Origin of the sequence: Arenimonas sp., from assembly GCF_041919775.1 — a bacterium.
GTDB lineage: Bacteria > Pseudomonadota > Gammaproteobacteria > Xanthomonadales > Xanthomonadaceae > Arenimonas.
In genome coordinates this window covers 123,766-146,220 of record NZ_JAYRTE010000004.1, presented here as the reverse complement: position 1 = coordinate 146,220, position 22,455 = coordinate 123,766, and the positions used below count along the sequence as shown (strand labels likewise).

Below are 22,455 nucleotides of genomic sequence, written 5' to 3'. Positions count from 1 at the left end.
GGCGACGGTGACTGCCGAAGGTATGCTCGGCGGGAACGAACGAACAGGAAATTCGCCGCCATGAATCGCAAGCCCTTGGGCCTGGCCCTGCTGCTGTGCCTGCCTGCGCCCGCGCTGGCAGCCCCGGACTCGCCGGCCATGCCCAGGCTGCTGGCGCCCGAGGCCCGGATCGAGGTCGAAAACCAGATCCTCGCCGAGCGGCTGGAAACCCTGCTGCCGCGCCTGATGGCCGAAACCAACCTGGACATGTGGCTCGTGCTGTCGCGCGAGTACGCCGAGGACCCGGTGTACTTCACGCTGGTGCCGCAGCCGAGCTTCGCCGCACGCCGGACCACGCTGCTGGCTTTCCATCGCCGCCCGGACGGCACGGTCGAACGGCTGGCGGTGAACCGCTACCCGCTGGGCGATCCGTTCGAGTCCGCCTGGGCCGGCGGTGACCTCGATGAACAATGGCAGGCCCTGGGCCAGCTGATCGCCACGCGCGACCCGGAACGCATTGGCATAAACGTTTCGCGTGACTGGGCCATCGCCGACGGCCTCAGCCACGGCCTGCGCCAACGTCTGCTGGCGGTGCTTCCGGAGGGCTGCGAAAGCCGTCTGGTATCGGCGCAGGACCTCGTCGTGCGCTGGACCGAAACCCGGCTTGCCTCCGAACGCGAGCACCACGCAGCGGCGATGCAGGCGGCCCGCGCCGTCATCGCCGAGGCGTTCTCCAACCTGGTGATCGAACCCGGCAAGACCCACACCGACGAGGTGGCCTGGTACATCCGCAGGCGCCTCGAGGCCCTGGGCATGCCCGTCTGGTTCCACCCGGACGTCAACCGCCAGCGCGCCGGCGACGACTGCAGCCGCGACAGCGTCTTTTGCGGGAGCGAGGGTGTCATTGAACGGGGCGACGTGCTGCACACCGACATCGGCGGCTGTTACCTGAAGCTGTGCACCGACACCCAGGAAATGGGCTACGTGCTGCGGGAAGGGGAAACCGATGTCCCCGAAGGACTGCGCAAGGCCCTGGCCGCGGGCAACCGCTGGCAGGACCTGCTGGCTGCGAACTTCATCACTGGCCGCAGCGGCGATGAGATCCTGCACGCCACCCATGCCGCGGTGGAAAAAGAGGGGCTTGCCGCCAGTACCTACACCCATCCGCTGGGTTTCTTCGGCCACGCCGCCGGCCCGACCATCGGCATGTGGGACGCGCAGCAGGGCGGTACGCCAGGCAGCGAATGGCCGCTGCATCCCTCGACGACCTACGCCATCGAAGGCAACGTGCGTTCACCCGTGCCCGAATGGGGCGACACCTGGGTGCAGGTGAAGCTGGAGCAGGGCGGCCATTTCGACGGCGAACGGCTGTCGTTCCCGGCTGGCCGCCAGACCCGCTGGCACGTGGTGCGCTGATCGCGTTCAGTGCGCCGCGGCAGGTTTTCCGCGCAGCTTGCCCCAGGCGGTGATCGCCGCCACCACGACGATGCCCACCAGGATGCCGACCACGGCGTCCACCAGCAGGGTGACGGGCATGCCCAGCGCACCTTCGGGGATCACGGCCTCGGCCAGGTGGTGCAGGAACGGGATGGAGTGGGTGAAGATGCCGCCGCCGACCAGGAACATCGCCGCGGTGCCGGCCACCGACAGGAACTTCATCAGCCAGGGCGCGCTGTAGAGGATGCCGCGACCAAAGGCGCGGATCGCCTGGCCCATGCCGCCGCTGCCGGGGCGCTTGCTAAGGTGCAGGCCGGCGTCGTCGAGCTTGACGATGCCCGCGACCAGGCCATACACGCCGACGGTCATCAGCGCGGCAATGGCCACCAGCACGCCAATCTGCACGCTGAATTCCCGGCCGGCCACCGTGCCGAGGGTGAGCACGATGATCTCGGCGGAGAGAATGAAGTCGGTGCGGATCGCGCCCTTGATCTTGTTCTTTTCAAACGCGACCAGGTCGATCTTTTCGTCCGAGGCGGCTTCGAGCAGCCGCGCGACCTCGGCTTCGTCTTCCTCCGGGGAATGCAGGAACTTGTGCGCGAGTTTTTCCACGCCCTCGTAACACAGGAAGGCGCCGCCGATGAGCATCAGCGTGACGATGATCGGGATGTCCCAGCCGCGCCCGCGCAGCCAGGCCTCGAAGGCCGCGATGGCGAGCGCGCCGGGCACGAGGATCAGCTTGTTGCGTGCCGAGCCCTTGAAGACCGCCCAGACGACCGGCAGCTCGCGGTCCGGCTTCACCCCGGAAACCTGCTGGGCATTGAGCGCCAGGTCGTCGCCCAGCACACCGGCGGTTTTCTTGGTGGCGACCTTGGTCATCACCGACACGTCGTCGAGCAGGGTCGCGATGTCGTCGAGCAGGGCAAGCAGGCTGGAGGCCATTGGCGGTTCCGGACGAAAACAGGCCCCGATTCTGGCATAAGGTCTTTGCCCCTGGTTCCGGAGATCCCCATGTTCAGATCCATTCTCTTGCTGCTGCTCGCTGCCGGCCTGCTGGGCTGCCAGGGCAGCGACACGCCGGATGCCGGTGCGGCGCAGGACGCGGAGCTCGTCGCGGAACGCGCCGAGCTCGAACGCCTGGAGTCGCAGGTGGTCGCTTCCCGCGATGCGGTGACGGGCTTTGAAGTGCTGCACGCCAGCTATGGCCACGGGCCCGACCCGGTTACCGGCCAGCAGGTGCCGGCGGTGAAGGTGGCGCTGGCCAACGGCAGCCCGGTCACGGTGGCCCGGGTTTCGCTGCTGGCAAGTTTCGCCAATGAAGGCGGGGGCGATCCCTGGCTCGATCAGGTGTTTGACGTGCCACTGGCCGAACCGCTGGTTCCGGGCGGCGGGCAAGCCATCACGATGACGCCGCGCGGAGACAGCGACTGGGCGCTCAAGGCGCCACCCGAAGGCACGCCGGTGCGCGTTCGGGTGCTTGCGCTCGCGCTCCAGGATCCGGACGGCCAGCGCCTGTTGACCGAACACGCCTTCAGCGCGGAGCAGCGCGAACGCCTTGCCGCCTTGCGCGCCTTGCAGCCCTGAACCGGGCTTGCCAGCGCGCCCCCGGGGCGGGCTAAATGGCGGTCTTCTGCCGGAGATTGACCATGCGTTTGCCCGCGATTGCCCTGTTGGTCTGCCTGCTGCCGTGGACCGCGGCCGCCGGGGTCAAGGACAGCCGCCCGGAAGGTTTCACGCTTGAGAACAGCGCGTCGGTGCCCGCGTCGGCGGATGAAACCTGGGAGGCGCTGGTAAACCACGTGGGCCGCTGGTGGCCGGCCGACCACACCTGGTGGGGCGAGTCCGGAAACCTCAGCATCGAAGCGCGCGCCGGCGGCTGTTTCTGCGAACGGGACGGTGATCGCCAGGCGCGCCACCTCGAGGTTGTGTTCGTGGATCCGGGCAAGACGCTGCGCCTGGCCGGTGGTCTCGGCCCGCTGCAGGGCATGGGCCTGGACGGCACCCTGGAGTTCCGTCTGGCAGCGGCCGACGAGGGCGGCACCCGGATAACGCTGTGGTATCGCGTCGGCGGCTACAGCCCCGATGACCTGTCGCAATTCGCGCCGGTGGTCGACCGGGTACAGGCGCAGCAGCTCGACGGCCTTGTGCAGTTTCTCCTGAAGCGTCAGGCCGGTCCCGGCGCGACGAAGGGCGACTGACGATGCCGACGCTCCTGCTCAACCTGCGCAACGTGCCCGAGGACGAGGCCGACGAGGTCCGTTCGCTGCTCGAAGGGCAGCACATCGAGTATTACGAGACCAAACCCAGCCTGTGGGGCGTCTCCGGAGGCGGCCTGTGGCTTCCCGACGACAGCCAGGTCGCCGTCGCCCGCGCACACCTGGCCCGCTACCAGGCCGAGCGCGGCGAGCGCATGCGCCGCGAGCGCGCCGAGGCCATCGCCGAAGGGCGTGCTCCCAGCGCCTGGTCGGCGTTCCGGGAAGACCCTCTGCGCGCCCTTGCGACGGTTCTGGGCATCCTGCTGATGCTGGGTCTGGTGACCCTGCCGTTCCTGTTCCTGGCCCATGGCTGAGTCGTCCGGGCCGGAATCGCCGGCACCCCGTTCGCTGTTCCTGCACCTGCCCGCGGCGCTGCGGGTGCCGCTGGCGGCTATCGGGTTCATCGCCAATACGCTGGTTTACGGGCCGCTGCTTATCGTCGCGGCCCTGGTGAAGCTGTTGCCGGTGCCGGCGCTGCAGCGCTGGCTTGAACACCGTCTGCCGGGCATCGCCGAAAGCTGGATCGCGGTCAACAGCGCGATGATCGACGGCTTCACCCGCACCCGCTTCGTGGTCGAAGGCCTCGAATCGCTGCGGCCCGGTGGCCACTACCTGGTGCTGGCCAACCATCGCAGCTGGGTCGACATCCCGGTGCTGCAGAAGATCTTCAACCGGCGCATCCCGCTGCTGCGGTTTTTCCTCAAGCGCCAGCTGATCTGGGTGCCGGTGCTTGGCCTGTGCTGGTGGGCGCTCGACTTCCCCTTCATGCAGCGCGCGACCAAGAGCCAGCTGGCGCGGCGACCCGAACTGGCCGGACGCGACCTGGAAGTGACGCGCCGGGCCTGCGAAAAATTCCGGCACCTGCCGGTGTCGATCATGAATTTCGTCGAAGGCACGCGTTTCACGCCGGCCAAGCACGCCAGCCAGGGCAGTCCGTACCGGCACCTGCTGCGTCCGAGGGCCGGCGGCGCGGCCTTCGTGCTGGGTGCGATGGGGGATGCGCTCGACGGGGTGCTGGACGTCACCGTCCACTACGACCGGGCGCAGCCGAGCCTGGCCGACCTGTTCGCCGACCGGATCCGCACCGTGCGCGTGCGCGTGGTGGAACGGCCGATTCCGGACGGTTTCGTGGGTGCCGACTACGACGGCGACCGCGACTTCCGTCGCCGTTTCCAGGCCTGGCTCAACCAGCTTTGGCTGGAGAAGGACGCGTGCCTGCAGGCATGGGGAGATTCCCACGCCGACCCCTGAAGCAGGGGCCGGCGCGCCGAAGGCTCAGAGCTGGCTCGCGGCGAAGGTATCGCAGCGGCCCACGTCGCCGGATTCGAAGCCGATGCGGAACCAGCGGACCCGCTGCGCCGCGCTGCCGTGGGTGAAGGAGTCGGGCACCACCTGGCCCTGGCCTTGGCGCTGCAGGGTGTCGTCGCCGATCGCGGTGGCGGTGTTCATCGCCTCCTCGAGGTCGCCGTCCTCGAGCCAGGCGTGGCGCCGCTGCGCGTGGTGGGCCCACAGCCCGGCGTAGCAGTCCGCCTGCAGTTCCTGGCGCACCAGCGGGCCCTCGGCACCCTCGACGTTGCCGCCGCGCTGGCGGATGGCATTCACCCGGCCGGAAATGCCGGTGAGCGTCTGCACGTGATGGCCGACTTCGTGTGCGATGACGTAGGCCTCGGCGAAATCGCCGCCGCCGCCGAGCCGCCGCTCCATCTGGTCGAAGAAGCTCAGGTCGATATAAACCTTCTGGTCGGCCGGGCAGTAAAAGGGACCCACCGCCGCGCTGGCGCCGCCACAGGCCGACTGTACCTGTCCGCTGAACAGCACCAGCTGCGCCGGCGTGTACTGGCTGCCGCTGGCCTCGAAGATCGCGCCCCAGACATCCTCGGTCTCGCCCAGGATGCTGGCGACGAACTGCGAGGCCTCGTCGTTCACCGGCGGCGCGTCGCCCTGGCCGGCAGGACCGGCGGGCATCTGCTGCTGGACCTGGTTCACCAGCCCCAGCAGCTCCATCGGGTTCTTGCCCAGCAGCAGGCCGATCACGACCACCGCGGCAACGCCGCCCAGCCCGAGCTTCATGCCACCGCCGCCGCGCCGGCCGCGGATGTCCTGAACGTTACTGCTACGTCGAGCGCTTCGCCACTTCATGGAATAACCTCCGCGGGGGACGGGTCGGATTGTGTGTCATTCGGACGGTGCAGGCGAGCCGCGATCCGCACGCAGGGCCCGGAGCACGCGCTGGCCGGCGCGACCGTCGGCCGGCAGGCCCAGGCGGGCCTGTTCCAGGGCCAGGGCTTCACGGGTCTTCTTGCCCACCATGCCGTCGACCGCTCCAATGTCGTGGCCCAGGTCGACCAGATATTGCTGCAGCTCGCGCCGCTCGGCGCGGGACAGGCCCGGATCTTCGGTGGGCCAGTCGGCCTTGAGCCCGCCGGCGCCGCGCAGCCGGTCCGACAGCAGCGAAATGGCCAGCGCGTAACTCTCCGCGGCGTTGTAGGAGTAGATGGCGTCGTAGTTGCGGAAAACGAGGAAGGCCGGACCCTTGTCCCCCGTGGGCACCAGCAGCGCGGCGGCGCGGTCGTCCCCGGGAAGTTCGCCGCCGTCGGCCCGCACCAGGCCGCGGCTTCGCCAGGCCGAAAGCGGGCGCCGCGCGGTGCGGCCGTTCACCGAAGTATCGAAGCCGGCCGGCAGGGTCACTTCATGTCCCCAGGCCTGGCCGGTCCGCCAGCCCGAGCGCTTGAGGTAGTTGGCGGTCGACGCGAGCGCATCGGGCACCGATCCGACCAGGTCGCGCCGGCCGTCGCCGTCGCCGTCCACTGCGATCCGGGCGTAGGTCGACGGCATGAACTGGGTGTGCCCGAAGGCGCCGGCCCAGGAGCCGGTCAGGTTGTCGGCCGCCAGGTCGCCGGACTGGATCAGCTTGAGCACCGCGAACAGCTCGCCGCGGAAAAAGTCCTGTCGCCGGCCGGCGCAGGACAGCGTGGCGAGCGAACGGAGCAGCGACTTGCTGCCGAAGGTGCGGCCGTAGTCGCTTTCCACGCCCCATACGGCCACCACCGTCGCCGGGTCGACGCCGTACTCGTCTTCGATCTGCGCGAGAAGACCGGCGTGCCCGGCCAGCATGGCCCGGCCGTCGTCCACGCGCTGCTGGTCGACCAGGCCGGCGAGGTAGTCCCAGAGCGGCGTGCGGAACTCGGGCTGGTAATCCAGGGCTTCGAGCACCGACGGGTCGGACTCCAGGCCTGCGGTGTGTTCGCGGAACAGCGCTTCGCCGATGCCGGCGGTGCGGGCCTGGGCTTGCAGTCGATCCAGGCAGGCACCCAGGTCGGTGGCCGCGAGACCGGTCGCGGGGGCGAGGGCCAGGAGGAGGGCGGGCAGCAGCGGGTTCGTTCGCATGCCCGCCACTTTGCCAGCCCGCAGATGAATCGTGACCCCTGCGCCCGCGTTATGCTGCCGCCGACGAATCGAAAGGAGCGTCGCCATGTCACGCCACTCCCGGGCCGGCCTGCTGGCCGGTCTTGTCCTTCTTTCCCCGCTGGCCCTCGCCGCGACGGCGGGCCCGGCAGCGCCCGCCAGCCCGGCTGCCGGAGTGGCAGCGGCGGATCCGGCTGCAGCGCACCTGGCGTTCGCCGCCGCGCTGGAAGCCTGCGTGCCGGCCAGCCACCAGTCGCCGCATCCGTTCGTGCGCGATTTCGTGATCGAACATGCCATCACCGGCCTTGACGAAGGGCTGTGCGGCTACAGCCAGACGATGCCGGGCGAGATGCGCATGGCGTGCCGGCTCGACGAGGCTGGACGCGCCGGCCTGGCCGCGGAATTCCGTGAGCTTGCCGAAGGGCGCATGCAGGGTGGCACGGGCGAGCAGCCGGCCTGGACGGGCAGCTGCGAGGTGCTCACGCCCGATGGCGGACGCATGAAGCTGGGCAAGGATTGACCAGGCTACGCCGGAAAGGATTCCCATGGAACTGAACTTCACCATCGGCATCATTGCCGTCACCGGCCTGGTGTCGTGGCTGGCCTTCAAGAATGACAAGCTGCTGCAGCGGCTGCTGCTGTGGCCACCGGCGGTGACCCGGGGCCGCGAGTTCCACCGGTTCATCACCTACGGCTTCGTGCATGGCGACGTCATGCACCTGGCGTTCAACATGATCACGCTGTACTTCTTCGGCCGGCTGATGGAGGGGTTCTACGCGCAGTACCTGGGGCCGGCGGGCTTCGTGGGTTTTTACCTGTCGGCCCTGGTCGTGTCGGCGCTGCCGAGTTACCTGCGCCACCGCAACGACCCCAACTACGCGACGCTGGGAGCCTCGGGCGCCGTTTCGGCGGTGCTGTTCGCCTTCATCCTGCTGCAGCCCTGGCAGCTGATCTTCGTCTACGTGATCCCGGTGCCGGCGATCATCTATGCCTTGCTCTACGTGGGTTATTCGATCTACGCCGAACGCAGGCAGGCCGATCGCATCAACCACAGCGCCCACCTGGCCGGCGCGGCCTACGGCGTGCTGTTCACGGTGCTGATGGAGCCGCGGGTGCTGGCGCACTTCTGGCAGAGCCTGCTCTCGCCCTGAGCGGAAGCTCGACGGCGGCATGCGAGAATGCGCCATGACTTCCTTCTCAAACCTCCCGCTGCCCGCCGCCCTGGCGGAAACCCTGGCCTCCCTGGGGTTCGACACCCCGACCCCGGTGCAGGCCGCCAGCCTGCCGGCCCTGCTCGAAGGCCGCGACGTCAGCGCGCGGGCGAAGACCGGAAGCGGCAAGACCGTTGCCTTCGGCCTGGGCCTGCTGGCGCGGGTCGATGCCGCGGCCGGGGGCGTTCAGGCGCTGGTGCTTTGCCCCACGCGTGAGCTGGCCGACCAAGTGGGCAAGGAAATCCGCCGCCTCGGCCGCCAGCTGCCCAACCTGAAGGTGTCCGTGTTCTGCGGCGGCGTGCCCCTGCGTCCGCACCTGGCCTCGCTGGTGCATCCGCCGCAGGTGGTGGTGGGCACCCCGGGCCGGCTGCAGGAGCTGATGGACGAGGGCGCGCTGAAGCTCGACGGGCTGCGCGTGGCGGTGCTCGACGAAGCCGACCGCATGCTCGACATGGGCTTCGCCGACGCCATCGCCGGCATCCTCGGCCAGGCGCCGGCGTCGCGCCAGACCCTGCTGTTTTCGGCCACCCTGCCCGAAGCGGTGCGGGAGCTGGGCGCGCGCTACCAGCGGGACCCCGCATCGATCGAAGTGGCCGACCCGGCCGGCGAAGCCATCGAGCAGCGCTTCTACGAGGTCGAGGCGCCGCGCAAGGCCGACGCCGTGGCGCTGCTGCTGGGTGACCTGGCGCCGGAATCGGCGCTGGTCTTCTGCAATACCCGCCGCGACGTCGCGCAGCTGCACGAGGACCTGCTGCAGCGCGGTTTCGCGGCCCTGGCCCTGCACGGCGACCTCGACCAGCGCGAGCGCGACGAGGTGCTGGTGCAGTTCGCGAATGGCAGCTGTCGGGTGCTGGTAGCCACCGACGTGGCCGCGCGCGGCCTGGACATCGCCGGCCTGCCGCTGGTGATCAGCCACGGCCTGGCCAGCGACGCCGACATCCACACGCATCGCATCGGCCGCACCGGCCGCGCCGGCCTGGCCGGCATGGCGCTGGCCCTGGTCTCGGGTGACGAGCGCCGCCGGGTGATCCCGATCGAAGAAGCCCTGGGCGGCGCCGTGCGCTGGGAGCGCATCGACCTGTCGCGCCGGCCGGCGCGGCCGCCGCTGCCGGCGATGCAGACCCTAGTGATCGACGCCGGCCGGCAGGACAAACTGCGGCCGGGCGACGTCGTCGGCGCGCTTACCGGCGCCGGCGGCCTCGACGCCGCGGCGATCGGCAAGATCGCCGGCTTCGCGACCCGGACCTACGTCGCCATCGAACGCAGCCAGGTCCAGAAGGCCATGGACAGGCTGCGCACGGGCAAGGTCAAGGGCCGGAGTTTCCGGATCCGGAAGCTGGGCTGATGGCGGTGGCGCCGCCGGGCGCGGCCGCGCTGCGCCCAGCGGGTTTCGATCCTCACGGCGGTGGGCTCAGCGGGCCGGCATGGCGACGCTGGCGACCGGGGAACGCGCGGCGCGGCGACGGTTGATCTCGGCGTCCAGGCGGCGGTATTCGGTGCTGCCGATGTCGCCGGCCATCACCAGCTCCCAGAGCTGGATGGCCAGTTCGTCGTCCAGGACCTGCTTGGTGGGGAAGGGGATGACGATGCCCATGGTGTTCTCCTGCGCAGTCGGGGGATTGGCTTGCAGGCAAAGCGCTGCATTTTCCGTGCCATATCCCGAGGGGGGGCGACCCGCTGGGAAGAACAACGCCTTGCAAACCCAAGAGGGGACACCCGGACCGGCCCGGACCCCCATATCTTCGGGTCCACCCGAAACCCGTGGTGCCGCGACCGGGATGACTTGCCGGGCGCGCCGTGCCAGCATTCGCGCCACTTCTGACGCGGCGCGGCACCCATGCGAGTCAACAAGCACATCGCCGAAACCGGCTTCTGCTCCCGCCGGGAGGCCGACCGCCTGGTGTCCGAGGGCCGGGTCAGCGTCAACGGCGTGCGGGCCGGCATCGGCACCCAGGTCGGGGAGGGTGACGAGGTCCAGGTCGACGGCCAGGTGCTCCGGGCCCGCGACAGCCGGCCGGGGCGACGGCGGCATGTGTACATCGCCCTGTACAAGCCGGTCGGCATCACTTGCACCACCGATACGACGGTGAAGGGCAACATCGTCGACTTCGTCGGCCACGAGCAGCGCATCTTCCCGATCGGTCGCCTGGACAAGGACAGCGAAGGCCTGATCCTGCTCACCAGCAACGGCGACATCGTCAACCGGATCCTTCGTGCCGAAGAGAAGAAGGAAAAGGAATACCTCGTCGGCGTGAACCAGGCGGTCACCGAGGACTTCCTGCGCGGCATGGCCCGGGGCGTGCGCATCCACAACCAGATGACGCTGCCTTGCCGCACGCGCAAGATCGCGCGCTTCGGTTTCTCGATCGTGCTGACCCAGGGCCTGAACCGCCAGATCCGCCTGATGGCGGCGGCGTTCGGCTACCGCGTCACGCAGCTGCGGCGGATCCGGATCGCGAACGTGAAGCTCGGCGAACTCAAGCCAGGCCGCTGGCGCAACCTGACCGATCAGGAGCTTCGTGGCCTGCTGCCCGAGCATACCGACTGGTAGCGACCGCGGTGCTACCCTTTGCCCCCGTCTGATTTCTGAAGTCCGCTGCATGCCCCGTTTCGTCCTGCTGGTCCTGTTGTTGCTGGCGTCCCTCGAAGGTTGGGCGGCGGTAAAGCCGCTGCCCGCGCCGCGCCCGCTGGACGCGCCGCCGGCGCAGGCGACCGGCACCGCCACCGGCATGGCCTACCAGGTGCTCACGCCGGGACCGGATCCGTCGAACCTGGTGCGTGAGCCTTTCATCGAATACCGGCTCGACGGCTGGAGTGCCGATGGCGTGACGCGTTTCAATGCCGCCGAATCGGGCAGCACCGTGTCGCCGCTGCGCGAACTCGTGCGCTTCCAGCCCGGCCTGGCCCGTGCCTTGCTGACCACGCCGGTCGGCGAAACCCGGCGCTGGTGGCTGACGGCGGAGGTCCTGGCACCGGGCTACCCGGGCATGCCGGCCTTGCCCCACGTAATGGACGTGACCGTGCTCGGCGGCAGTGACCCGACCCGGGCGCCGCCGGATGTCGCCGTGGTGCCCGCGGACGCGCAGCGCACCCCGAGCGGGCTGGCCTACAAGGTCCTGGCCCGCGGCAAGGGCGGGGCGACGCCGGCTCCCGGCGACATCGTGCTGGTCCACTACACCGGTTGGACGCCGGACGGCCGGGTGTTCGACAGTTCGCTGCGTCGCAACGTCCGTTCGTCCCTGCCGCTGGACCAGGTGATTTCCGGCTGGCGCGAAGGCATGGGAATGATGGCGCGCGGCGACCGGTTCCGGTTCTGGATACCCGGCGAGCTGGCCTACGACGCCGTGCCGATGCAGGGCGCGCCGCGCGGGATGCTGGTGTTCGATGTCACGCTCTATGGCTTCGCCAGGCCCGGGCAGGCGCAGGCGCACGGCGGCAACATCATGGCTGCGGACCCGCAGGCCCTGCCGGAAGGCTAGGCGGTGCCGCGCTTGAGCCAGGCCGCGGCGCGTGCACCGGCCAGGCGGCCGCTGGCGAAGCAGGCGGTCAGCAGGTAGCCGCCGGTCGGCGCTTCCCAGTCGAGCATTTCCCCGGCCGCAAACAGGCCGGGACGATCGCGCAGCATGAGCCCCTCGTCCAGGCCTTCCAGCCGGACCCCCCCGGCGGTGGAGATGGCCTCGGCCAGCGGCCTGGCGGCACGCAGGTGCAGGGGCAGGGCCTTGATTGCCGCAGCGAGGGTCGCGGGCTCGCCATTGAGGACGTTGGCCGCAAGCACTTCGCGAAGCAGGCCCGCCTTCACCCCGGACAGACCGGCCTGTCGGCGCAGGTGTTCGCTGAGGCTGCGGCCGCCGCGGGGCCGCGCCAGGTCGCGGGCCAGGCGGTCGGTCTCGCGTCCCGGCAGCAGGTCGGCCAGCAGGATTGCTTCGCCGTCGCGGGCAATCGTGTCGCGAAGCTCGGCGGACAGGGCGTAGACGAGGCTGCCTTCCAGGCCGGTGGCGGTGGCCACGCATTCGCCCTGGCGCCAGCGCAGCGGGGTGCGGCCGGCGATCGCCAGCCGCACCGGCTTGATCGGCGCGCCGGCGAAGCGCTGGGCGAAATGCTCGCTCCAGCCGACGTCGAAGCCACAGTTCGCCGGCTGCAGCGGCGCGATGTCCACGCCCGCGTCCGCCAGCCCTTCGGTCCAGGCACCATCCGAGCCCAGCTGCGGCCAGCTGCCGCCGCCCATGGCGAACACCGAGGCGCCGGCCCGGAGCCGGCGTTCGCCCTCGGGCGTCCCGAAGCGGTGCGCGCCGTTCTCGTCCAGTCCCAGCCAGCGATGGTGCACGTGGAAACGCACCCCCTGTTCGCGCAGTCGGCGCACCCAGCCGCGCAGCAGGGGCGCGGCCTTGAGGTCGGTGGGGAAGACGCGGCCGGACGAGCCCACGAAGGTATCCACGCCCAGGCCGGCGGCCCAGTCGCGAAGCTGGTCCGGCCCGAAGTCGCGCAGCCAGCGCGAGACGTCGTCGCTGCGTTCGCCAAAGCGGCGGCAGAAGGCGTCGAAGGACTCGCCGTGGGTCAGGTTCAGCCCGCCCTTGCCGGCGATCAGCACCTTGCGGCCCACCGACCCCTTGGCGTCGAACAGGTCGACCTCGACGCCGGCGGCACGTGCGGTTTCGGCGGCCATCAGGCCGGCGGGGCCACCGCCGATGACGGCCAGGCCGGGGAGGTGGGTTGGTGGCATCGGGAGATTATGCTTGCATGCCTGCCGTCTTGCCGAGGAACGCGTGCCCTACACCCCGATCGTCGCCACCCTGGGTTATGTCCTGTCCCCCGATGGCCGCCACTGCCTGATGGTCCACCGCAATGCCCGGCCCGGGGACAACCACCTGGGCAAGTACAACGGACTCGGTGGCAAGCTCGAGCCCGACGAGGACGTGATGGCCGGCATGCGCCGAGAGATCCGCGAGGAGGCCGGCATCGAGTGCCAGTCGATGCAGCTGCGCGGCACCATCAGCTGGCCGGGTTTTGGCAAGAACGGCGAGGACTGGCTCGGCTTCATCTTCCTGGTCGGGCAGTTCAGCGGCGAACCGCCGGCCCGTAATGCGGAGGGTGACCTGCACTGGGTTCCCCTCGACCAGATGGAAAGCCTGCCGCTGTGGGAGGGGGACCGGCATTTCCTGCCCCTGGTGTTCGACGGGGATCCACGGCCGTTCCACGGGGTGATGCCGTATCGGGCTGGTCAAATGGTGTCCTGGGCTTATTCGCGCTGAATTTGTCGCTAAACTGCCGACAACGTCTTCGAACGGGTTTGTGAAGGGCGTTTGAAACCGCCCCGGCCTGTGGATAACCTAATTTTTACGCGCCGAAGCGTATCCTTAACCGGTTCCAGCCACCCGCCATGGGTGCTGGTCCGGTTTCAAGAGCTTTCCTTCGTGATCGCCTGGTCCCGGTTCCGGGACACTCCGCCGCCTGGTCTGGGCCGCGGGACGATCGCGCTGCCCTACCATCACGCCAAGGAGCGCCGCATGACCGACACCACCAGCAGTATTTCCGACCTGATCGAGATCAGCGAGGATGGCACCGCGTTCTATGAAGAAGCGGCGCAGAAGGTGAAAGACAAAAAGGTCAGCACGCTGTTTGCCCGCCTGGCCAAGGCCAAGTCGGAGCTGGCCGCGGAGCTCTCGGGGGAAATGAAGCCGGCGCCGAAGGCCGGGGCGAAGAAGGCGGTGAAGAAGCCCGCCAGCAGCCTGGGTGAACTGAGCAAGGTCTATGCCGGCATGCGCAAGCAGTGGCCGGATTCGCCGGTCGAGCGTTTCACCCGCATGGCCGAAATCGAAGGCCAGCTGCAGACTACCTTCCAGAAGGTCGTGCTGGACCGCGACCACAGCTTCGTGGTCCGCGTCCTGGCCAAGCAGTACGTGTCCAAGGCCGAGGTCCTTAACAAGGAACTGCGCGCCTGCCAGCGCAACGCCTGATCCACGTCGCCGGTTCGTCCGGCGCAAAAAAACCGCCCGAAGTGATTCGGGCGGTTTCTTTTTGCCTGGTGCCGGGGTTTATTCGGAATCAGGCTTGGCTTCCAGGCCGCGGCGCTTGAGCAGCGGACCGACTTCCGGGTCGCGGCCGCGGAAGTCGCGGAAGATCTGCATCGCATCGGCGCTGCCGCCGCGCGAGAGCAGGGTCTTGCGGAAGTGGTCGCCGTTCTCGCGCTTGAGGCCGCCGTTCTCCTTGAACCATTCCACCGACTCGGCGTCCAGCACCTCGGACCACAGGTAGGCGTAATAGCCGGCCGAGTAGCCGCCCATGATGTGCGAGAAGTAGGCGCTGCGGTAACGCGGCGGCACCGGCGGATAGTCCAGACCCGCGGCCTCGAGCGCCTTGGCCTCGAAGGCCAGGGTGTCGGTGGCGACGTTGCCGGCGACCTGCTGGTGGATGGCCTGGTCGAGCATGGCCGCAGCCAGGTACTCGGTGGTCGCATGGCCCTGGCCGTACTGCTCGGCGGCCAGCACCTTGTCCAGCAGCGCCTGCGGGATCGGCTCGCCGGTTTCATGGTGCTTGGCGTAGTTGGCCAGGATCGAGGGCCAGGTGGCCCACATCTCGTTGACCTGCGACGGGTATTCGACGAAATCGCGCGGCACCGAGGTGCCCGCGAACTGCGGGTACTTCACGTCCGAGAACAGGCCGTGCAGCGCGTGGCCGAACTCATGGAACATGGTGGTGACCTCGTCGAAGGTCATCAGGGTCGGCTGGCCGTCGGCCGGCTTGGGGATGTTCTGGTGGTTGGCGACCACCGGCTGGGTGCCGGTCAGGCCGTTCTGGGGCACGTAGGCATTCATCCAGGCGCCGCCGCGCTTGCTCGGGCGGGCATAGAAGTCGCCGTAGAAAAGGCCCAGCTTGCTGCCGTCGGCCTCGAAAACCTCCCAGACGCGCACGTCGGGATGGTAGACCGGGATGTCCTTGCGCTCCTTGAAGCTCAGGCCGTAGAGCTGGCCTGCCGCGTAGAACACGCCCTTCTCGAGCACGTTGTTGATCTCGAAGTAGGGCTTGAGCTGCGCTTCGTCGAAGGCGTACTTCTGCTGGCGCACCTTGTCGGCGTAGAAGGCCCAGTCGGCGGCCTCGAGCTGGAAGTCGCCACCCTCGGCGTCGATGATCGCCTGCATCTCGGCCGCTTCCTTGCGGGCGTTCGCGACCGCGGCCGGGGCCAGGTCGGAGAGCAGCTTGTTGACGGCTTCGACGGTGCCGGCGGTTTCGTCCTCGAGCACGTACTGCGCGTGGGTGTCGTAGCCGAGCAGCTTGGCGCGTTCGGCGCGCAGCCTGGCGACCTTGGCGACGATGGCGGTGTTGTCCCACTCGTTGCCGCGGGTGCCGCGCACCAGCGATGCGGCCATGATCTTCTTGCGCAGCTCGCGGTTGGTGAGGTTGGTCAGCGGCGGCTGGCCGGAGGTGTTCTGGAGGGCGATGAGGTACTTGCCTTCGTGGCCGGCTTCCTTGGCCGAGGCGGCCGCGGCGGTGATCGCCTGGTCGGACAGGCCGTCGAGCAGCTTGATGTCGTCGACCAGCACCGCCGAATCGTTCACTTCCTTGAGCACGTTCTGGCTGAAGGTGGTCGCCAGGCTGGCCAGCTCGGCGTTCATGGCCTTCAGGGTTTCCTTGTCCGCGTCGGACAGGTTGGCGCCGGCGCGGATGAAGTCGGTGTGGTAGCGCTCGAGCAGGCGCTTGGACTCGGCGTCGAGGTCGAGCGAATCACGCTGGTCATAGAGCGACTTGATGCGGGCGAAGAGCTTGCCGTCCAGGACGATCGCGTCCTGATGGGCGGCGAACTTCGGGGCCAGCGTGGCCTGCACCTTCTGGATTTCCGGATTGGTGTGCGCGCCGGCGAGATTGCCAAACACCGCGGCGGTGCGGTTGAGCAGGGTGCCGGTCTTTTCCAGCGCGACGATGGTGTTCTGGAAGCTCGGTGCCTCCGGGTTGGCGGCGATCGCGGTCACCTCGGCGCGCTGCTCGGCCATGCCGCGCTCCAGCGCCGGTTGGTAGTGCTCGTCCTTGATCAGGTCGAATCGCGGCGCCTGGTAGGGCAGGTTGCTGGCCACGAAGAAGGGGTTGCCGGACACCGGCTCGACCGCGGAATCGGCGGCCTGCTCGGCCTGGGCCATCACGAGGCCCGGGGAAGCGGCGGCCAGGGCGGCCGCGAGCGCGAGGGAGAGCTTGTGGTTCATGGGGATCCTTGCGGGACAGGTAAACCACGAGCGTACTCCATGGCCCCTGAAGCCGACCGTGACGAAAGACATGGGCCGTTGCCGGCGTCGTAAAGGCTGCGTGAAAAGCCGGCCGGCCGGTTCTCCATGCGCTAGGCTGGCAGTCCCGCCAGGAGACCCCCATGACTACTGCATTCGATTTCTCCGCCACGGCCCTCGACGGCAGCCCGCAGCCACTGGAAGCCTGGCGCGGCAAGGTGCTGCTGGTGGTCAACACCGCGAGCAAATGCGGCTTCACGCCGCAATACGCGGGGCTCGAACAGCTCTGGCGGGATTTCAGGGACCGTGACCTGGTGGTGCTGGGTTTTCCCTGCGACCAGTTCGGCCACCAGGAGCCGGGCGACGCCGACGAGATCCGCAACTTCTGCTCGCTCACCTACGACGTCAGTTTCCCGATGTTCGACAAGGTCGAGGTCAATGGCGCCGCCGCCCACCCCCTGTGGAAGTGGCTCAAGTCGGAGAAGGCGGGGCTGCTGGGCCTGGAAGGCATCAAGTGGAACTTCACCAAGTTCCTGGTCGGCCGCGACGGGCAGGTGATCAGGCGTTACGCCCCGACCGACAAGCCCGAGTCGATCCGTCGGGACATCGAGAAGGCGCTGGGCTGAGCCTACTGGCCCGCAGGGCGCGCGAGCGCCTCGGGCGGAAGCAGGGCGAGCATTTCGCCGGCGATCTTCTGGATCGAGGATTCGCCGTAGCCGATATGCCGCGACGAGATCGTTCCGTCGCGGTCGACGATGAACATGTTGGGCAAGGCCTTCACGCCGTAGGCCTCGGCGATCCTTCCCTTGCGGTCGTGCACCCAGGTCAGCGGTGAATCGGGCAGTTCGCGAACAATGCGCAGGAAGTCCCGGCGCGGCTCCTCGAAGTTCACGGCGATCACTTCCAGGTGTTCGCTGCCGACGGCGCGCCTGATCTTGTCCAGCACGGGCAGCTCACGCAGGCAGGGGCCACACCAGGACGCCCAGAACGTGATGATGACCACCTTGTCCGGATGCCCGGACAGGGCGACCGGATTGCCGTCCTTGTCTTTGCCGAAGATGTCCGGCGGCGCCGTGCCGACCGCCGGCCTCGTGTCCTCCGCGGCCAGGGCCGGAAAGGCGGCCAAGGTAAGGAGGCAGGCAAGCAGGAAGGAAAGGCGCATGGAGGGATCCGCGGTCCGGGTGGCCCGAGGCTAACCCGGACCGGCGCCCGCCGCCTATGGAGCTACTTCTCGACGAAGGCGCGTTCGAACACGTACTGGCCGGCCGTGCCGATGCGCGGCGCGGCGGTGAAGCCCCGGCCATCGAGCAGGCTGCGGAAGTCGGCCAGCATCTGCGGACTGCCACAGATCATCGCGCGGTCCTTTTCGGGGTCCAGCGCGTCAAGGCCCAGGTCGCGCATCATCTGGCCCGATTCCATCAGGCTGGTCAGGCGACCGGCGTGGCGGAAGGGCTCGCGGCTGACGGCCGGGTAATAGAGCAGCTTTTCGCTGATGACCTCGCCCAGGTATTCATGCCGCGGCAGTTCGCGGGTGATGTAGTCGTGGTAGGCCAGGTCGGCGATGTTGCGCACGCCGTGGGTCAGGATCACCCGGTCGAAGCGTTCGTAGGTCTCCGGGTCCTTCACCACGCCCAGGAAGGGCGCCAGGCCGGTGCCGGTGCCCAGCAGGTAAAGATTGCGGCCCGGATGCAGGTCGGAAATGAGCAGGGTGCCGGTGGGCTTGCGGCTGACCAGCAGGTCGTCGCCGGGCTGGATGTGCTGCAGCCGGGAGGTGAGCGGGCCGTCGGGCACCTTGATCGAGAAGAACTCCAGGTGCTCTTCCCAGTTGGCGCTGGCGATCGAATAGGCGCGCATCAGCGGCCGGCCGTTGACCTCCAGCCCGATCATCACGAACTGGCCGTTGTCGAAGCGCAGCCCGTCGTCACGGGTGGTGGTGAAGCTGAAGTAGGCATCGGTCCAGTGCCGTACGGACAGGACCCGCTCGGTGGCGAAGGCGGACATGGCTTACCCGGGGAAGGCTTTTGAGGGGGGATCGGCGGGCGGCAGCGGGCGATCCATTAACCCGCCATTCTAAAGCATTCGCTTTCCCGGCCGTAAGCGCGTATGTTCAGCAAACTACGGTTGCCCGGTATGGCCGATCGTGGGTACCCAACCTTAATTGTTACAAGGAATGAGATATGTCTGACCGTCAGACCGGCACCGTGAAGTGGTTCAACGACGCCAAGGGCTTTGGCTTTATCACCCCCGAAAGTGGCGAGGACGTGTTCGTCCACTTCCGCTCTATCCAGGGCACCGGCTTCAAGTCCCTGCAGGAAGGCCAGAAGGTCTCCTTCAAGGTCGTGAAGGGCCAGAAGGGCATGCAGGCGGACGAAGTGCAGCCGGAATAAGGCGCCTTCCCGCGTGAACCCGGGGCCCCGGTCGGAAACGACCGGGGCCTCGTGTTTTATGGGCGCCTGGTTTGCGCCCGCCGGGCGCATCGCCTAGCCTATGCCCCCTCACTTTACCCATGCCGCCGGGCGCCCGGCCGGCCCGATTCCCCAAGGATTCCCCTATGCAGATTGCCGAGCGCACCGTCGCCACCTTCCACTACACGCTGACCGACGATGCCGGCAAGGTGATTGATTCTTCCTCCGGCGCCCAGCCGCTGGCCTACCTGCACGGCGCCGGCAACATCGTGCCGGGCCTGGAAAAGGCGCTCGAAGGCCGCAGCGCCGGCGACAAGTTCGACGTCGTCGTCAGCCCGGAAGAAGGCTACGGCAGCCCCAACGATATGCTGGTCCAGACCGTGCCGCGCGAAGCCTTCCAGGGCGTCGACGACATCGAGGTTGGCATGCACTTCCAGGCCCAGACCCCGCAGGGCGCCATCTCGGTCGTGATCGCCAAGATCGAGGACGGCATGGTCACCGTCGACGGCAACCACCCGCTGGCCGGCCAGAACCTGCACTTCGCGGTCGAGGTGATGGACGTGCGTGACGCCAGCGTCGAAGAGCTGGCGCATGGCCACGTGCACGGCGCCGGCGGCCACGAGCACTGAACCATGGCGAGCCCCGGCCGACTGATCAACGACGACGACGGCCTGCGGGCACTGCTTGGCCGGGTGCGGCGCATCGCCGTGCTCGGCATCAAGACCGAAGCCCAGCGCGGCCAGCCGGCCATCGACGTGCCGCGCTACATGGAGCGCGCCGGCTACGACATCGTGCCGGTGCCGGTTTATTACCCTGAAGTCGAACGGATCCTCGGCCAGCCGGTTTTCCGGCGGCTGCAGGACATCCCGGGCAACGTCGACCTGGTGAACGTCTTCCGGCGCCCGAAGGACCTCGCCCCGCACCTGGACGACATCCTGGCCAAGCGGCCGTCGGCCGTCTGGCTGCAGCTGGGCATCCGCGACGACGCCTTCGCCGCGGCGCTGGTCGCACAGGGCATCGACGTGGTGCAGGACCGCTGCATCCTGGTCGAACACCGCCGCCTGCTGGCGGCCGGCTAATCGCAGCTTGGCCTTGTCCGTTGGCCGGTAAGGCGCGGGCACGGGCACCGGCACCGGCGAAACGCTAGACTACGCGTCCCCCCGACGCCCCATCTCCCGTGAATCCACTCCCCCCCGACATAAGGCTCGTCTTCGAAGACCGTGCCGACTACCTCCATGCCGCGGTCAGCGGCCCCCGCGACAGCCTGGATATCTCCAGGGCCTACTGGCAGGCGATTGCCGCCGAGTGCGAACGCCGCAAGACCCGCAAGCTGATGGTCGTCGAGAACCTGGGCGACTTCGAAGGCGAGCGCGACCTGGCCAGGATCCTCGACTTCCTGTTTGAACTGGGCCTGGACAAGCTGCAGGTCGCCTTCGTCGTTGGCCGCATCGAACTGCTGGCGCATATGGAACACGGTGAGATCCTGGCGCTGGAGCGCGGTGCGATGGGCCGGGTCTTCGGCTCGGCCTCGGTGGCCGAACGCTGGCTGCGCCACGGCGCCGCCTGAACCGCCGCGCCGCCCGCCGGCGCGGTAGAATCGCCCCATGTCCCTGATAACCCTGCAAGGCGTCGATTACGGCGTCGGTGGCCCGCTGCTGCTTGAATCCGTCGACCTGGCGATCGAGCCCAACGAGCGCGTCTGCATCGTCGGCCGCAACGGCGCCGGCAAATCCACCCTGCTGCGCCTGCTGGCGGGCGAGATCGTGCCCGACGACGGCGTGCTGCGCCGCGAGGGCCGGGTCGCCGGCCTGGCCCAGGAAGTGCCGCAGGGCCTGGCCGGCAGCGTCTTCGACGTGGTCGCGCTGGGCCTGGGCGAGGTGGGCGCCGACCTGGCGCGTTACCACCACATGCTGCACGACGGCGCCGACATCGACATGGACGAGCTGGGCAATGTGCAGGCCCGCATCGACGCCGGCAACGGCTGGCAGATCGAACAGCGCGTCGAGCAGGTGATCAGCAAGCTTGACCTGCCCGAAGACGCCGATTTTTCCGCGCTGTCGGGCGGCATGAAGCGCCGCGTCCTGCTGGCCCAGGCCCTGGTGGCCGCGCCCGACCTGCTGCTGCTCGACGAGCCGACCAACCACCTGGACATTGAATCGATCGCCTGGCTAGAGGAGTTCCTGAAGAACTTCGGTGGCTCGGTGGTCTTCGTCACCCATGACCGCCAGTTCTTGCGCAACCTCGCCACGCGCATCATCGAGATCGACCGGGGGCAGGTGAGCAGCTGGCCGGGCGACTACGACAACTTCCTGCGCCGCCGCGAGGAACGCCTGCACGCCGAGGCCCAGGCCAACGCGCTGTTCGACAAGAAGCTGGCCCAGGAAGAAGTCTGGATCCGCCAGGGCATCAAGGCCCGGCGCACCCGCAACGAAGGCCGCGTCACCGCGCTCAAGGCCATGCGCCGCGAGCGCGCCGAGCGACGCGAGCAGCAGGGCAACGTCAAGCTGGCCGCCGCGGGCGCCGAGAAATCCGGCAAGCGCGTGTTCGAGGCCAAGCACGTCGATTTCGCCTTCGGCGACCGGGTGCTGGTGCGGGATTTCAGCACCGTCATCCAGCGCGGCGACAAGGTCGGCCTGATCGGGCCCAACGGCTCGGGCAAGACCACGCTGCTCAAGCTGCTGCTGGGGCAGCTGCAGCCCGATGCCGGCGAGATCCGCATCGGCACCAACCTCGAGATCGCCTTCTTCGACCAGCTGCGCGGCGCCCTGCGCGAGGACTGGAACGCGCTGGACAACGTTTCCGAAGGCCGCGAGTTCATCGAGATCAACGGCGCCCGCAAGCACGTGATGGGCTACCTGCAGGACTTCCTGTTCAGCCCCGACCGGGCCCTGGCGCCGATCACCAAACTCTCCGGCGGCGAGCGCAACCGGCTGCTGCTGGCCAAACTGTTCGCCAAGCCCTCCAACCTGCTGGTGATGGACGAACCGACCAACGACCTGGACGTGGAAACGCTGGAACTGCTGGAGGAACTGCTGGCCGACTACCCGGGCACGCTGATCCTGGTCTCGCACGACCGTGCCTTCATCGACAACGTCGTGACCAGTTCGCTGGTGATGGAGGGCAGGGGACGCGTGGGTGAATACGTGGGCGGTTATTCGGATTGGCTGCGCCAGCGCCCGATCGCCGACCGCGTCGGCGCCGCCGCGGCCCAGGCCTCGCCCAAGCTGACCCCGCAGGTTGCGCCCGTACCGAAGCCGGCACCGGCACCCGCCGCGCCCGCCAAGCGCAAGCTGTCGTTCAAGGAACAGCGCGAGCTCGACGAACTGCCGGGCCGCATCGAAAACCTGGACGCCGAGATCGCCGCGCTGACCGCGCGCATCCAGGACCCGGGCTTCTACCGCCAGCCCGCCGACGAAGTCACCGCCACCAACGCCCGCCTGGCCGCCCTGCAGGCCGAGCTCGAGCAGGCCTACGCCCGCTGGCAGGCGCTGGAATAGCCCCGGGGTGTGGTAGGAGCGCCTTCGGGCGCGAATCCCTTCTTTGCCAAGGGCAA

The 22,455-nt window shown here is 68.6% G+C and carries 26 protein-coding genes; 18 read left to right on the top strand and 8 right to left on the bottom strand.

Translation table 11 applies throughout. The features are described 5' to 3' along the window. Nucleotides 1–60 precede the first annotated feature (60 nt). Complete coding sequence (locus tag ACE3TE_RS04395) at nucleotides 61–1,395, top strand: M24 family metallopeptidase (RefSeq protein WP_374602540.1); 1,335 nt, start codon at nucleotides 61–63, stop codon at nucleotides 1,393–1,395. Nucleotides 1,396–1,401: 6 nt separating this feature from the next. Here the strand turns inward: ACE3TE_RS04395 and ACE3TE_RS04390 are convergent, their stop codons facing one another. Continuing rightward, nucleotides 1,402–2,358, bottom strand: coding sequence for a DUF808 domain-containing protein (locus ACE3TE_RS04390; RefSeq protein ID WP_374602538.1), 957 nt, complete (start codon nucleotides 2,356–2,358; stop codon nucleotides 1,402–1,404). A gap of 69 nt (nucleotides 2,359–2,427) precedes the next feature. On the opposite strand from ACE3TE_RS04390, the gene ACE3TE_RS04385 reads away from it, so the two are divergent. From ACE3TE_RS04385 to ACE3TE_RS04370, 4 genes are all read left to right on the top strand, one after another. Continuing rightward, entirely contained in the window at nucleotides 2,428–3,000 is a 573-nt protein-coding gene (locus tag ACE3TE_RS04385) for a hypothetical protein (protein ID WP_374602537.1), read from the top strand. Nucleotides 3,001–3,062: 62 nt separating this feature from the next. After that, nucleotides 3,063–3,614, top strand: a complete 552-nt coding sequence (locus ACE3TE_RS04380; protein WP_374602535.1) for an SRPBCC family protein — start codon at nucleotides 3,063–3,065, stop codon at nucleotides 3,612–3,614. Between the two features lie 2 nt (nucleotides 3,615–3,616). Continuing rightward, nucleotides 3,617–3,985, top strand: a complete 369-nt coding sequence (locus ACE3TE_RS04375; protein ID WP_374602533.1) for a DUF6164 family protein — start codon at nucleotides 3,617–3,619, stop codon at nucleotides 3,983–3,985. After that, on the top strand, nucleotides 3,978–4,922 hold the full coding sequence (locus ACE3TE_RS04370; protein WP_374602531.1) for an acyltransferase: 945 nt from the start codon (nucleotides 3,978–3,980) through the stop codon (nucleotides 4,920–4,922). The genes ACE3TE_RS04375 and ACE3TE_RS04370 overlap by 8 nt, the downstream gene beginning before the upstream one ends. A 24-nt stretch (nucleotides 4,923–4,946) precedes the next feature. Here the strand turns inward: ACE3TE_RS04370 and ACE3TE_RS04365 are convergent, their stop codons facing one another. Both ACE3TE_RS04365 and ACE3TE_RS04360 read right to left on the bottom strand, forming a co-directional pair. After that, complete coding sequence (locus tag ACE3TE_RS04365; protein WP_374602529.1) at nucleotides 4,947–5,810, bottom strand: neutral zinc metallopeptidase; 864 nt, start codon at nucleotides 5,808–5,810, stop codon at nucleotides 4,947–4,949. A gap of 36 nt (nucleotides 5,811–5,846) precedes the next feature. After that, entirely contained in the window at nucleotides 5,847–7,058 is a 1,212-nt protein-coding gene (locus ACE3TE_RS04360; protein WP_374602527.1) for a lytic murein transglycosylase, read from the bottom strand. Between the two features lie 85 nt (nucleotides 7,059–7,143). On the opposite strand from ACE3TE_RS04360, the gene ACE3TE_RS04355 reads away from it, so the two are divergent. From ACE3TE_RS04355 to dbpA, 3 genes are read left to right on the top strand one after another with little or no spacing between them, the layout of a single operon-like run. Then, nucleotides 7,144–7,596, top strand: coding sequence for a hypothetical protein (locus tag ACE3TE_RS04355; protein ID WP_374602525.1), 453 nt, complete (start codon nucleotides 7,144–7,146; stop codon nucleotides 7,594–7,596). Between the two features lie 25 nt (nucleotides 7,597–7,621). After that, nucleotides 7,622–8,227, top strand: a complete 606-nt coding sequence (locus tag ACE3TE_RS04350; RefSeq protein WP_374602523.1) for a rhomboid family intramembrane serine protease — start codon at nucleotides 7,622–7,624, stop codon at nucleotides 8,225–8,227. Nucleotides 8,228–8,261: 34 nt separating this feature from the next. Next, nucleotides 8,262–9,632, top strand: coding sequence for an ATP-dependent RNA helicase DbpA (dbpA, locus tag ACE3TE_RS04345; protein ID WP_374602521.1), 1,371 nt, complete (start codon nucleotides 8,262–8,264; stop codon nucleotides 9,630–9,632). 66 nt (nucleotides 9,633–9,698) lie between these two features. Here the strand turns inward: dbpA and ACE3TE_RS04340 are convergent, their stop codons facing one another. Then, complete coding sequence (locus ACE3TE_RS04340) at nucleotides 9,699–9,881, bottom strand: hypothetical protein (protein WP_374602519.1); 183 nt, start codon at nucleotides 9,879–9,881, stop codon at nucleotides 9,699–9,701. A gap of 243 nt (nucleotides 9,882–10,124) precedes the next feature. Here ACE3TE_RS04340 and ACE3TE_RS04335 point away from each other — a divergent pair, with 243 nt between their 5' ends. Together ACE3TE_RS04335 and ACE3TE_RS04330 are read left to right on the top strand one after the other, a co-directional pair. Continuing rightward, the gene (locus ACE3TE_RS04335; RefSeq protein ID WP_374602517.1) at nucleotides 10,125–10,838 is read left to right on the top strand and encodes a pseudouridine synthase; all 714 of its coding nucleotides are present in this window, start codon (nucleotides 10,125–10,127) and stop codon (nucleotides 10,836–10,838) included. Nucleotides 10,839–10,887: 49 nt separating this feature from the next. Continuing rightward, the gene (locus ACE3TE_RS04330) at nucleotides 10,888–11,766 is read left to right on the top strand and encodes an FKBP-type peptidyl-prolyl cis-trans isomerase (RefSeq protein ID WP_374602516.1); all 879 of its coding nucleotides are present in this window, start codon (nucleotides 10,888–10,890) and stop codon (nucleotides 11,764–11,766) included. On the opposite strand, the gene ACE3TE_RS04325 is transcribed toward ACE3TE_RS04330, so the two are convergent. Further along, complete coding sequence (locus tag ACE3TE_RS04325; protein ID WP_374602514.1) at nucleotides 11,763–13,007, bottom strand: TIGR03862 family flavoprotein; 1,245 nt, start codon at nucleotides 13,005–13,007, stop codon at nucleotides 11,763–11,765. The two genes, ACE3TE_RS04330 and ACE3TE_RS04325, sit on opposite strands and share 4 nt — an antisense overlap. Before the next feature lie 43 nt (nucleotides 13,008–13,050). Here ACE3TE_RS04325 and ACE3TE_RS04320 point away from each other — a divergent pair, with 43 nt between their 5' ends. Then, nucleotides 13,051–13,536 (top strand): NUDIX domain-containing protein, encoded by a 486-nt coding sequence (locus tag ACE3TE_RS04320; protein WP_374602616.1) that lies wholly within the window; start codon nucleotides 13,051–13,053, stop codon nucleotides 13,534–13,536. Nucleotides 13,537–13,791: 255 nt separating this feature from the next. After that, nucleotides 13,792–14,241, top strand: a complete 450-nt coding sequence (locus tag ACE3TE_RS04315; RefSeq protein ID WP_374602512.1) for a PA2169 family four-helix-bundle protein — start codon at nucleotides 13,792–13,794, stop codon at nucleotides 14,239–14,241. A gap of 78 nt (nucleotides 14,242–14,319) precedes the next feature. Here ACE3TE_RS04315 and ACE3TE_RS04310 read toward each other — a convergent pair whose 3' ends face one another. Beyond that, the gene (locus ACE3TE_RS04310; RefSeq protein ID WP_374602510.1) at nucleotides 14,320–16,479 is read right to left on the bottom strand and encodes a M3 family metallopeptidase; all 2,160 of its coding nucleotides are present in this window, start codon (nucleotides 16,477–16,479) and stop codon (nucleotides 14,320–14,322) included. Nucleotides 16,480–16,640: 161 nt separating this feature from the next. Here ACE3TE_RS04310 and ACE3TE_RS04305 point away from each other — a divergent pair, with 161 nt between their 5' ends. Further along, nucleotides 16,641–17,123, top strand: coding sequence for a glutathione peroxidase (locus ACE3TE_RS04305; RefSeq protein ID WP_374602508.1), 483 nt, complete (start codon nucleotides 16,641–16,643; stop codon nucleotides 17,121–17,123). A gap of 2 nt (nucleotides 17,124–17,125) precedes the next feature. On the opposite strand, the gene ACE3TE_RS04300 is transcribed toward ACE3TE_RS04305, so the two are convergent. Together ACE3TE_RS04300 and ACE3TE_RS04295 are read right to left on the bottom strand one after the other, a co-directional pair. Then, nucleotides 17,126–17,659, bottom strand: coding sequence for a TlpA family protein disulfide reductase (locus tag ACE3TE_RS04300; protein ID WP_374602506.1), 534 nt, complete (start codon nucleotides 17,657–17,659; stop codon nucleotides 17,126–17,128). Between the two features lie 62 nt (nucleotides 17,660–17,721). Further along, nucleotides 17,722–18,498 carry a ferredoxin--NADP reductase gene (locus tag ACE3TE_RS04295; protein WP_374602504.1) on the bottom strand — a complete coding sequence of 259 codons (777 nt, stop codon included), beginning with the start codon at nucleotides 18,496–18,498 and terminating at the stop codon, nucleotides 17,722–17,724. 176 nt (nucleotides 18,499–18,674) lie between these two features. On the opposite strand from ACE3TE_RS04295, the gene ACE3TE_RS04290 reads away from it, so the two are divergent. The 5 genes from ACE3TE_RS04290 to ACE3TE_RS04270 all read left to right on the top strand — a co-directional run bounded on the left by ACE3TE_RS04290 (nucleotide 18,675) and on the right by ACE3TE_RS04270 (nucleotide 22,399). After that, the gene (locus ACE3TE_RS04290) at nucleotides 18,675–18,884 is read left to right on the top strand and encodes a cold-shock protein (protein WP_034220063.1); all 210 of its coding nucleotides are present in this window, start codon (nucleotides 18,675–18,677) and stop codon (nucleotides 18,882–18,884) included. A 164-nt stretch (nucleotides 18,885–19,048) separates the two neighbouring features. After that, complete coding sequence (gene slyD / locus ACE3TE_RS04285; protein ID WP_374602502.1) at nucleotides 19,049–19,531, top strand: peptidylprolyl isomerase; 483 nt, start codon at nucleotides 19,049–19,051, stop codon at nucleotides 19,529–19,531. Nucleotides 19,532–19,534: 3 nt separating this feature from the next. Further along, the gene (locus ACE3TE_RS04280) at nucleotides 19,535–19,981 is read left to right on the top strand and encodes a CoA-binding protein (protein ID WP_374602500.1); all 447 of its coding nucleotides are present in this window, start codon (nucleotides 19,535–19,537) and stop codon (nucleotides 19,979–19,981) included. Nucleotides 19,982–20,079: 98 nt separating this feature from the next. Further along, nucleotides 20,080–20,469, top strand: coding sequence for a hypothetical protein (locus ACE3TE_RS04275; protein ID WP_374602498.1), 390 nt, complete (start codon nucleotides 20,080–20,082; stop codon nucleotides 20,467–20,469). A 37-nt stretch (nucleotides 20,470–20,506) separates the two neighbouring features. Continuing rightward, nucleotides 20,507–22,399 carry an ATP-binding cassette domain-containing protein gene (locus ACE3TE_RS04270; RefSeq protein WP_374602496.1) on the top strand — a complete coding sequence of 631 codons (1,893 nt, stop codon included), beginning with the start codon at nucleotides 20,507–20,509 and terminating at the stop codon, nucleotides 22,397–22,399. Nucleotides 22,400–22,455 lie beyond the last annotated feature (56 nt).

Excerpts from the sequence above, each read along its gene's own strand:
- ACE3TE_RS04395 (WP_374602540.1), top strand. The coding sequence starts at position 61 with ATGAATCGCAAGCCCTTGGGCCTGGCCCTGCTGCTGTGCCTGCCTGCG.
- ACE3TE_RS04390 (WP_374602538.1), bottom strand. The coding sequence starts at position 2,358 with ATGGCCTCCAGCCTGCTTGCCCTGCTCGACGACATCGCGACCCTGCTC.
- ACE3TE_RS04385 (WP_374602537.1), top strand. The coding sequence starts at position 2,428 with ATGTTCAGATCCATTCTCTTGCTGCTGCTCGCTGCCGGCCTGCTGGGC.
- ACE3TE_RS04380 (WP_374602535.1), top strand. The coding sequence starts at position 3,063 with ATGCGTTTGCCCGCGATTGCCCTGTTGGTCTGCCTGCTGCCGTGGACC.
- ACE3TE_RS04375 (WP_374602533.1), top strand. The coding sequence starts at position 3,617 with ATGCCGACGCTCCTGCTCAACCTGCGCAACGTGCCCGAGGACGAGGCC.
- ACE3TE_RS04370 (WP_374602531.1), top strand. The coding sequence starts at position 3,978 with ATGGCTGAGTCGTCCGGGCCGGAATCGCCGGCACCCCGTTCGCTGTTC.
- ACE3TE_RS04365 (WP_374602529.1), bottom strand. The coding sequence starts at position 5,810 with ATGAAGTGGCGAAGCGCTCGACGTAGCAGTAACGTTCAGGACATCCGC.
- ACE3TE_RS04360 (WP_374602527.1), bottom strand. The coding sequence starts at position 7,058 with ATGCGAACGAACCCGCTGCTGCCCGCCCTCCTCCTGGCCCTCGCCCCC.
- ACE3TE_RS04355 (WP_374602525.1), top strand. The coding sequence starts at position 7,144 with ATGTCACGCCACTCCCGGGCCGGCCTGCTGGCCGGTCTTGTCCTTCTT.
- ACE3TE_RS04350 (WP_374602523.1), top strand. The coding sequence starts at position 7,622 with ATGGAACTGAACTTCACCATCGGCATCATTGCCGTCACCGGCCTGGTG.
- dbpA (WP_374602521.1), top strand. The coding sequence starts at position 8,262 with ATGACTTCCTTCTCAAACCTCCCGCTGCCCGCCGCCCTGGCGGAAACC.
- ACE3TE_RS04340 (WP_374602519.1), bottom strand. The coding sequence starts at position 9,881 with ATGGGCATCGTCATCCCCTTCCCCACCAAGCAGGTCCTGGACGACGAA.
- ACE3TE_RS04335 (WP_374602517.1), top strand. The coding sequence starts at position 10,125 with ATGCGAGTCAACAAGCACATCGCCGAAACCGGCTTCTGCTCCCGCCGG.
- ACE3TE_RS04330 (WP_374602516.1), top strand. The coding sequence starts at position 10,888 with ATGCCCCGTTTCGTCCTGCTGGTCCTGTTGTTGCTGGCGTCCCTCGAA.
- ACE3TE_RS04325 (WP_374602514.1), bottom strand. The coding sequence starts at position 13,007 with ATGCCACCAACCCACCTCCCCGGCCTGGCCGTCATCGGCGGTGGCCCC.
- ACE3TE_RS04315 (WP_374602512.1), top strand. The coding sequence starts at position 13,792 with ATGACCGACACCACCAGCAGTATTTCCGACCTGATCGAGATCAGCGAG.
- ACE3TE_RS04310 (WP_374602510.1), bottom strand. The coding sequence starts at position 16,479 with ATGAACCACAAGCTCTCCCTCGCGCTCGCGGCCGCCCTGGCCGCCGCT.
- ACE3TE_RS04305 (WP_374602508.1), top strand. The coding sequence starts at position 16,641 with ATGACTACTGCATTCGATTTCTCCGCCACGGCCCTCGACGGCAGCCCG.
- ACE3TE_RS04300 (WP_374602506.1), bottom strand. The coding sequence starts at position 17,659 with ATGCGCCTTTCCTTCCTGCTTGCCTGCCTCCTTACCTTGGCCGCCTTT.
- ACE3TE_RS04295 (WP_374602504.1), bottom strand. The coding sequence starts at position 18,498 with ATGTCCGCCTTCGCCACCGAGCGGGTCCTGTCCGTACGGCACTGGACC.
- ACE3TE_RS04290 (WP_034220063.1), top strand. The coding sequence starts at position 18,675 with ATGTCTGACCGTCAGACCGGCACCGTGAAGTGGTTCAACGACGCCAAG.
- slyD (WP_374602502.1), top strand. The coding sequence starts at position 19,049 with ATGCAGATTGCCGAGCGCACCGTCGCCACCTTCCACTACACGCTGACC.
- ACE3TE_RS04280 (WP_374602500.1), top strand. The coding sequence starts at position 19,535 with ATGGCGAGCCCCGGCCGACTGATCAACGACGACGACGGCCTGCGGGCA.
- ACE3TE_RS04270 (WP_374602496.1), top strand. The coding sequence starts at position 20,507 with ATGTCCCTGATAACCCTGCAAGGCGTCGATTACGGCGTCGGTGGCCCG.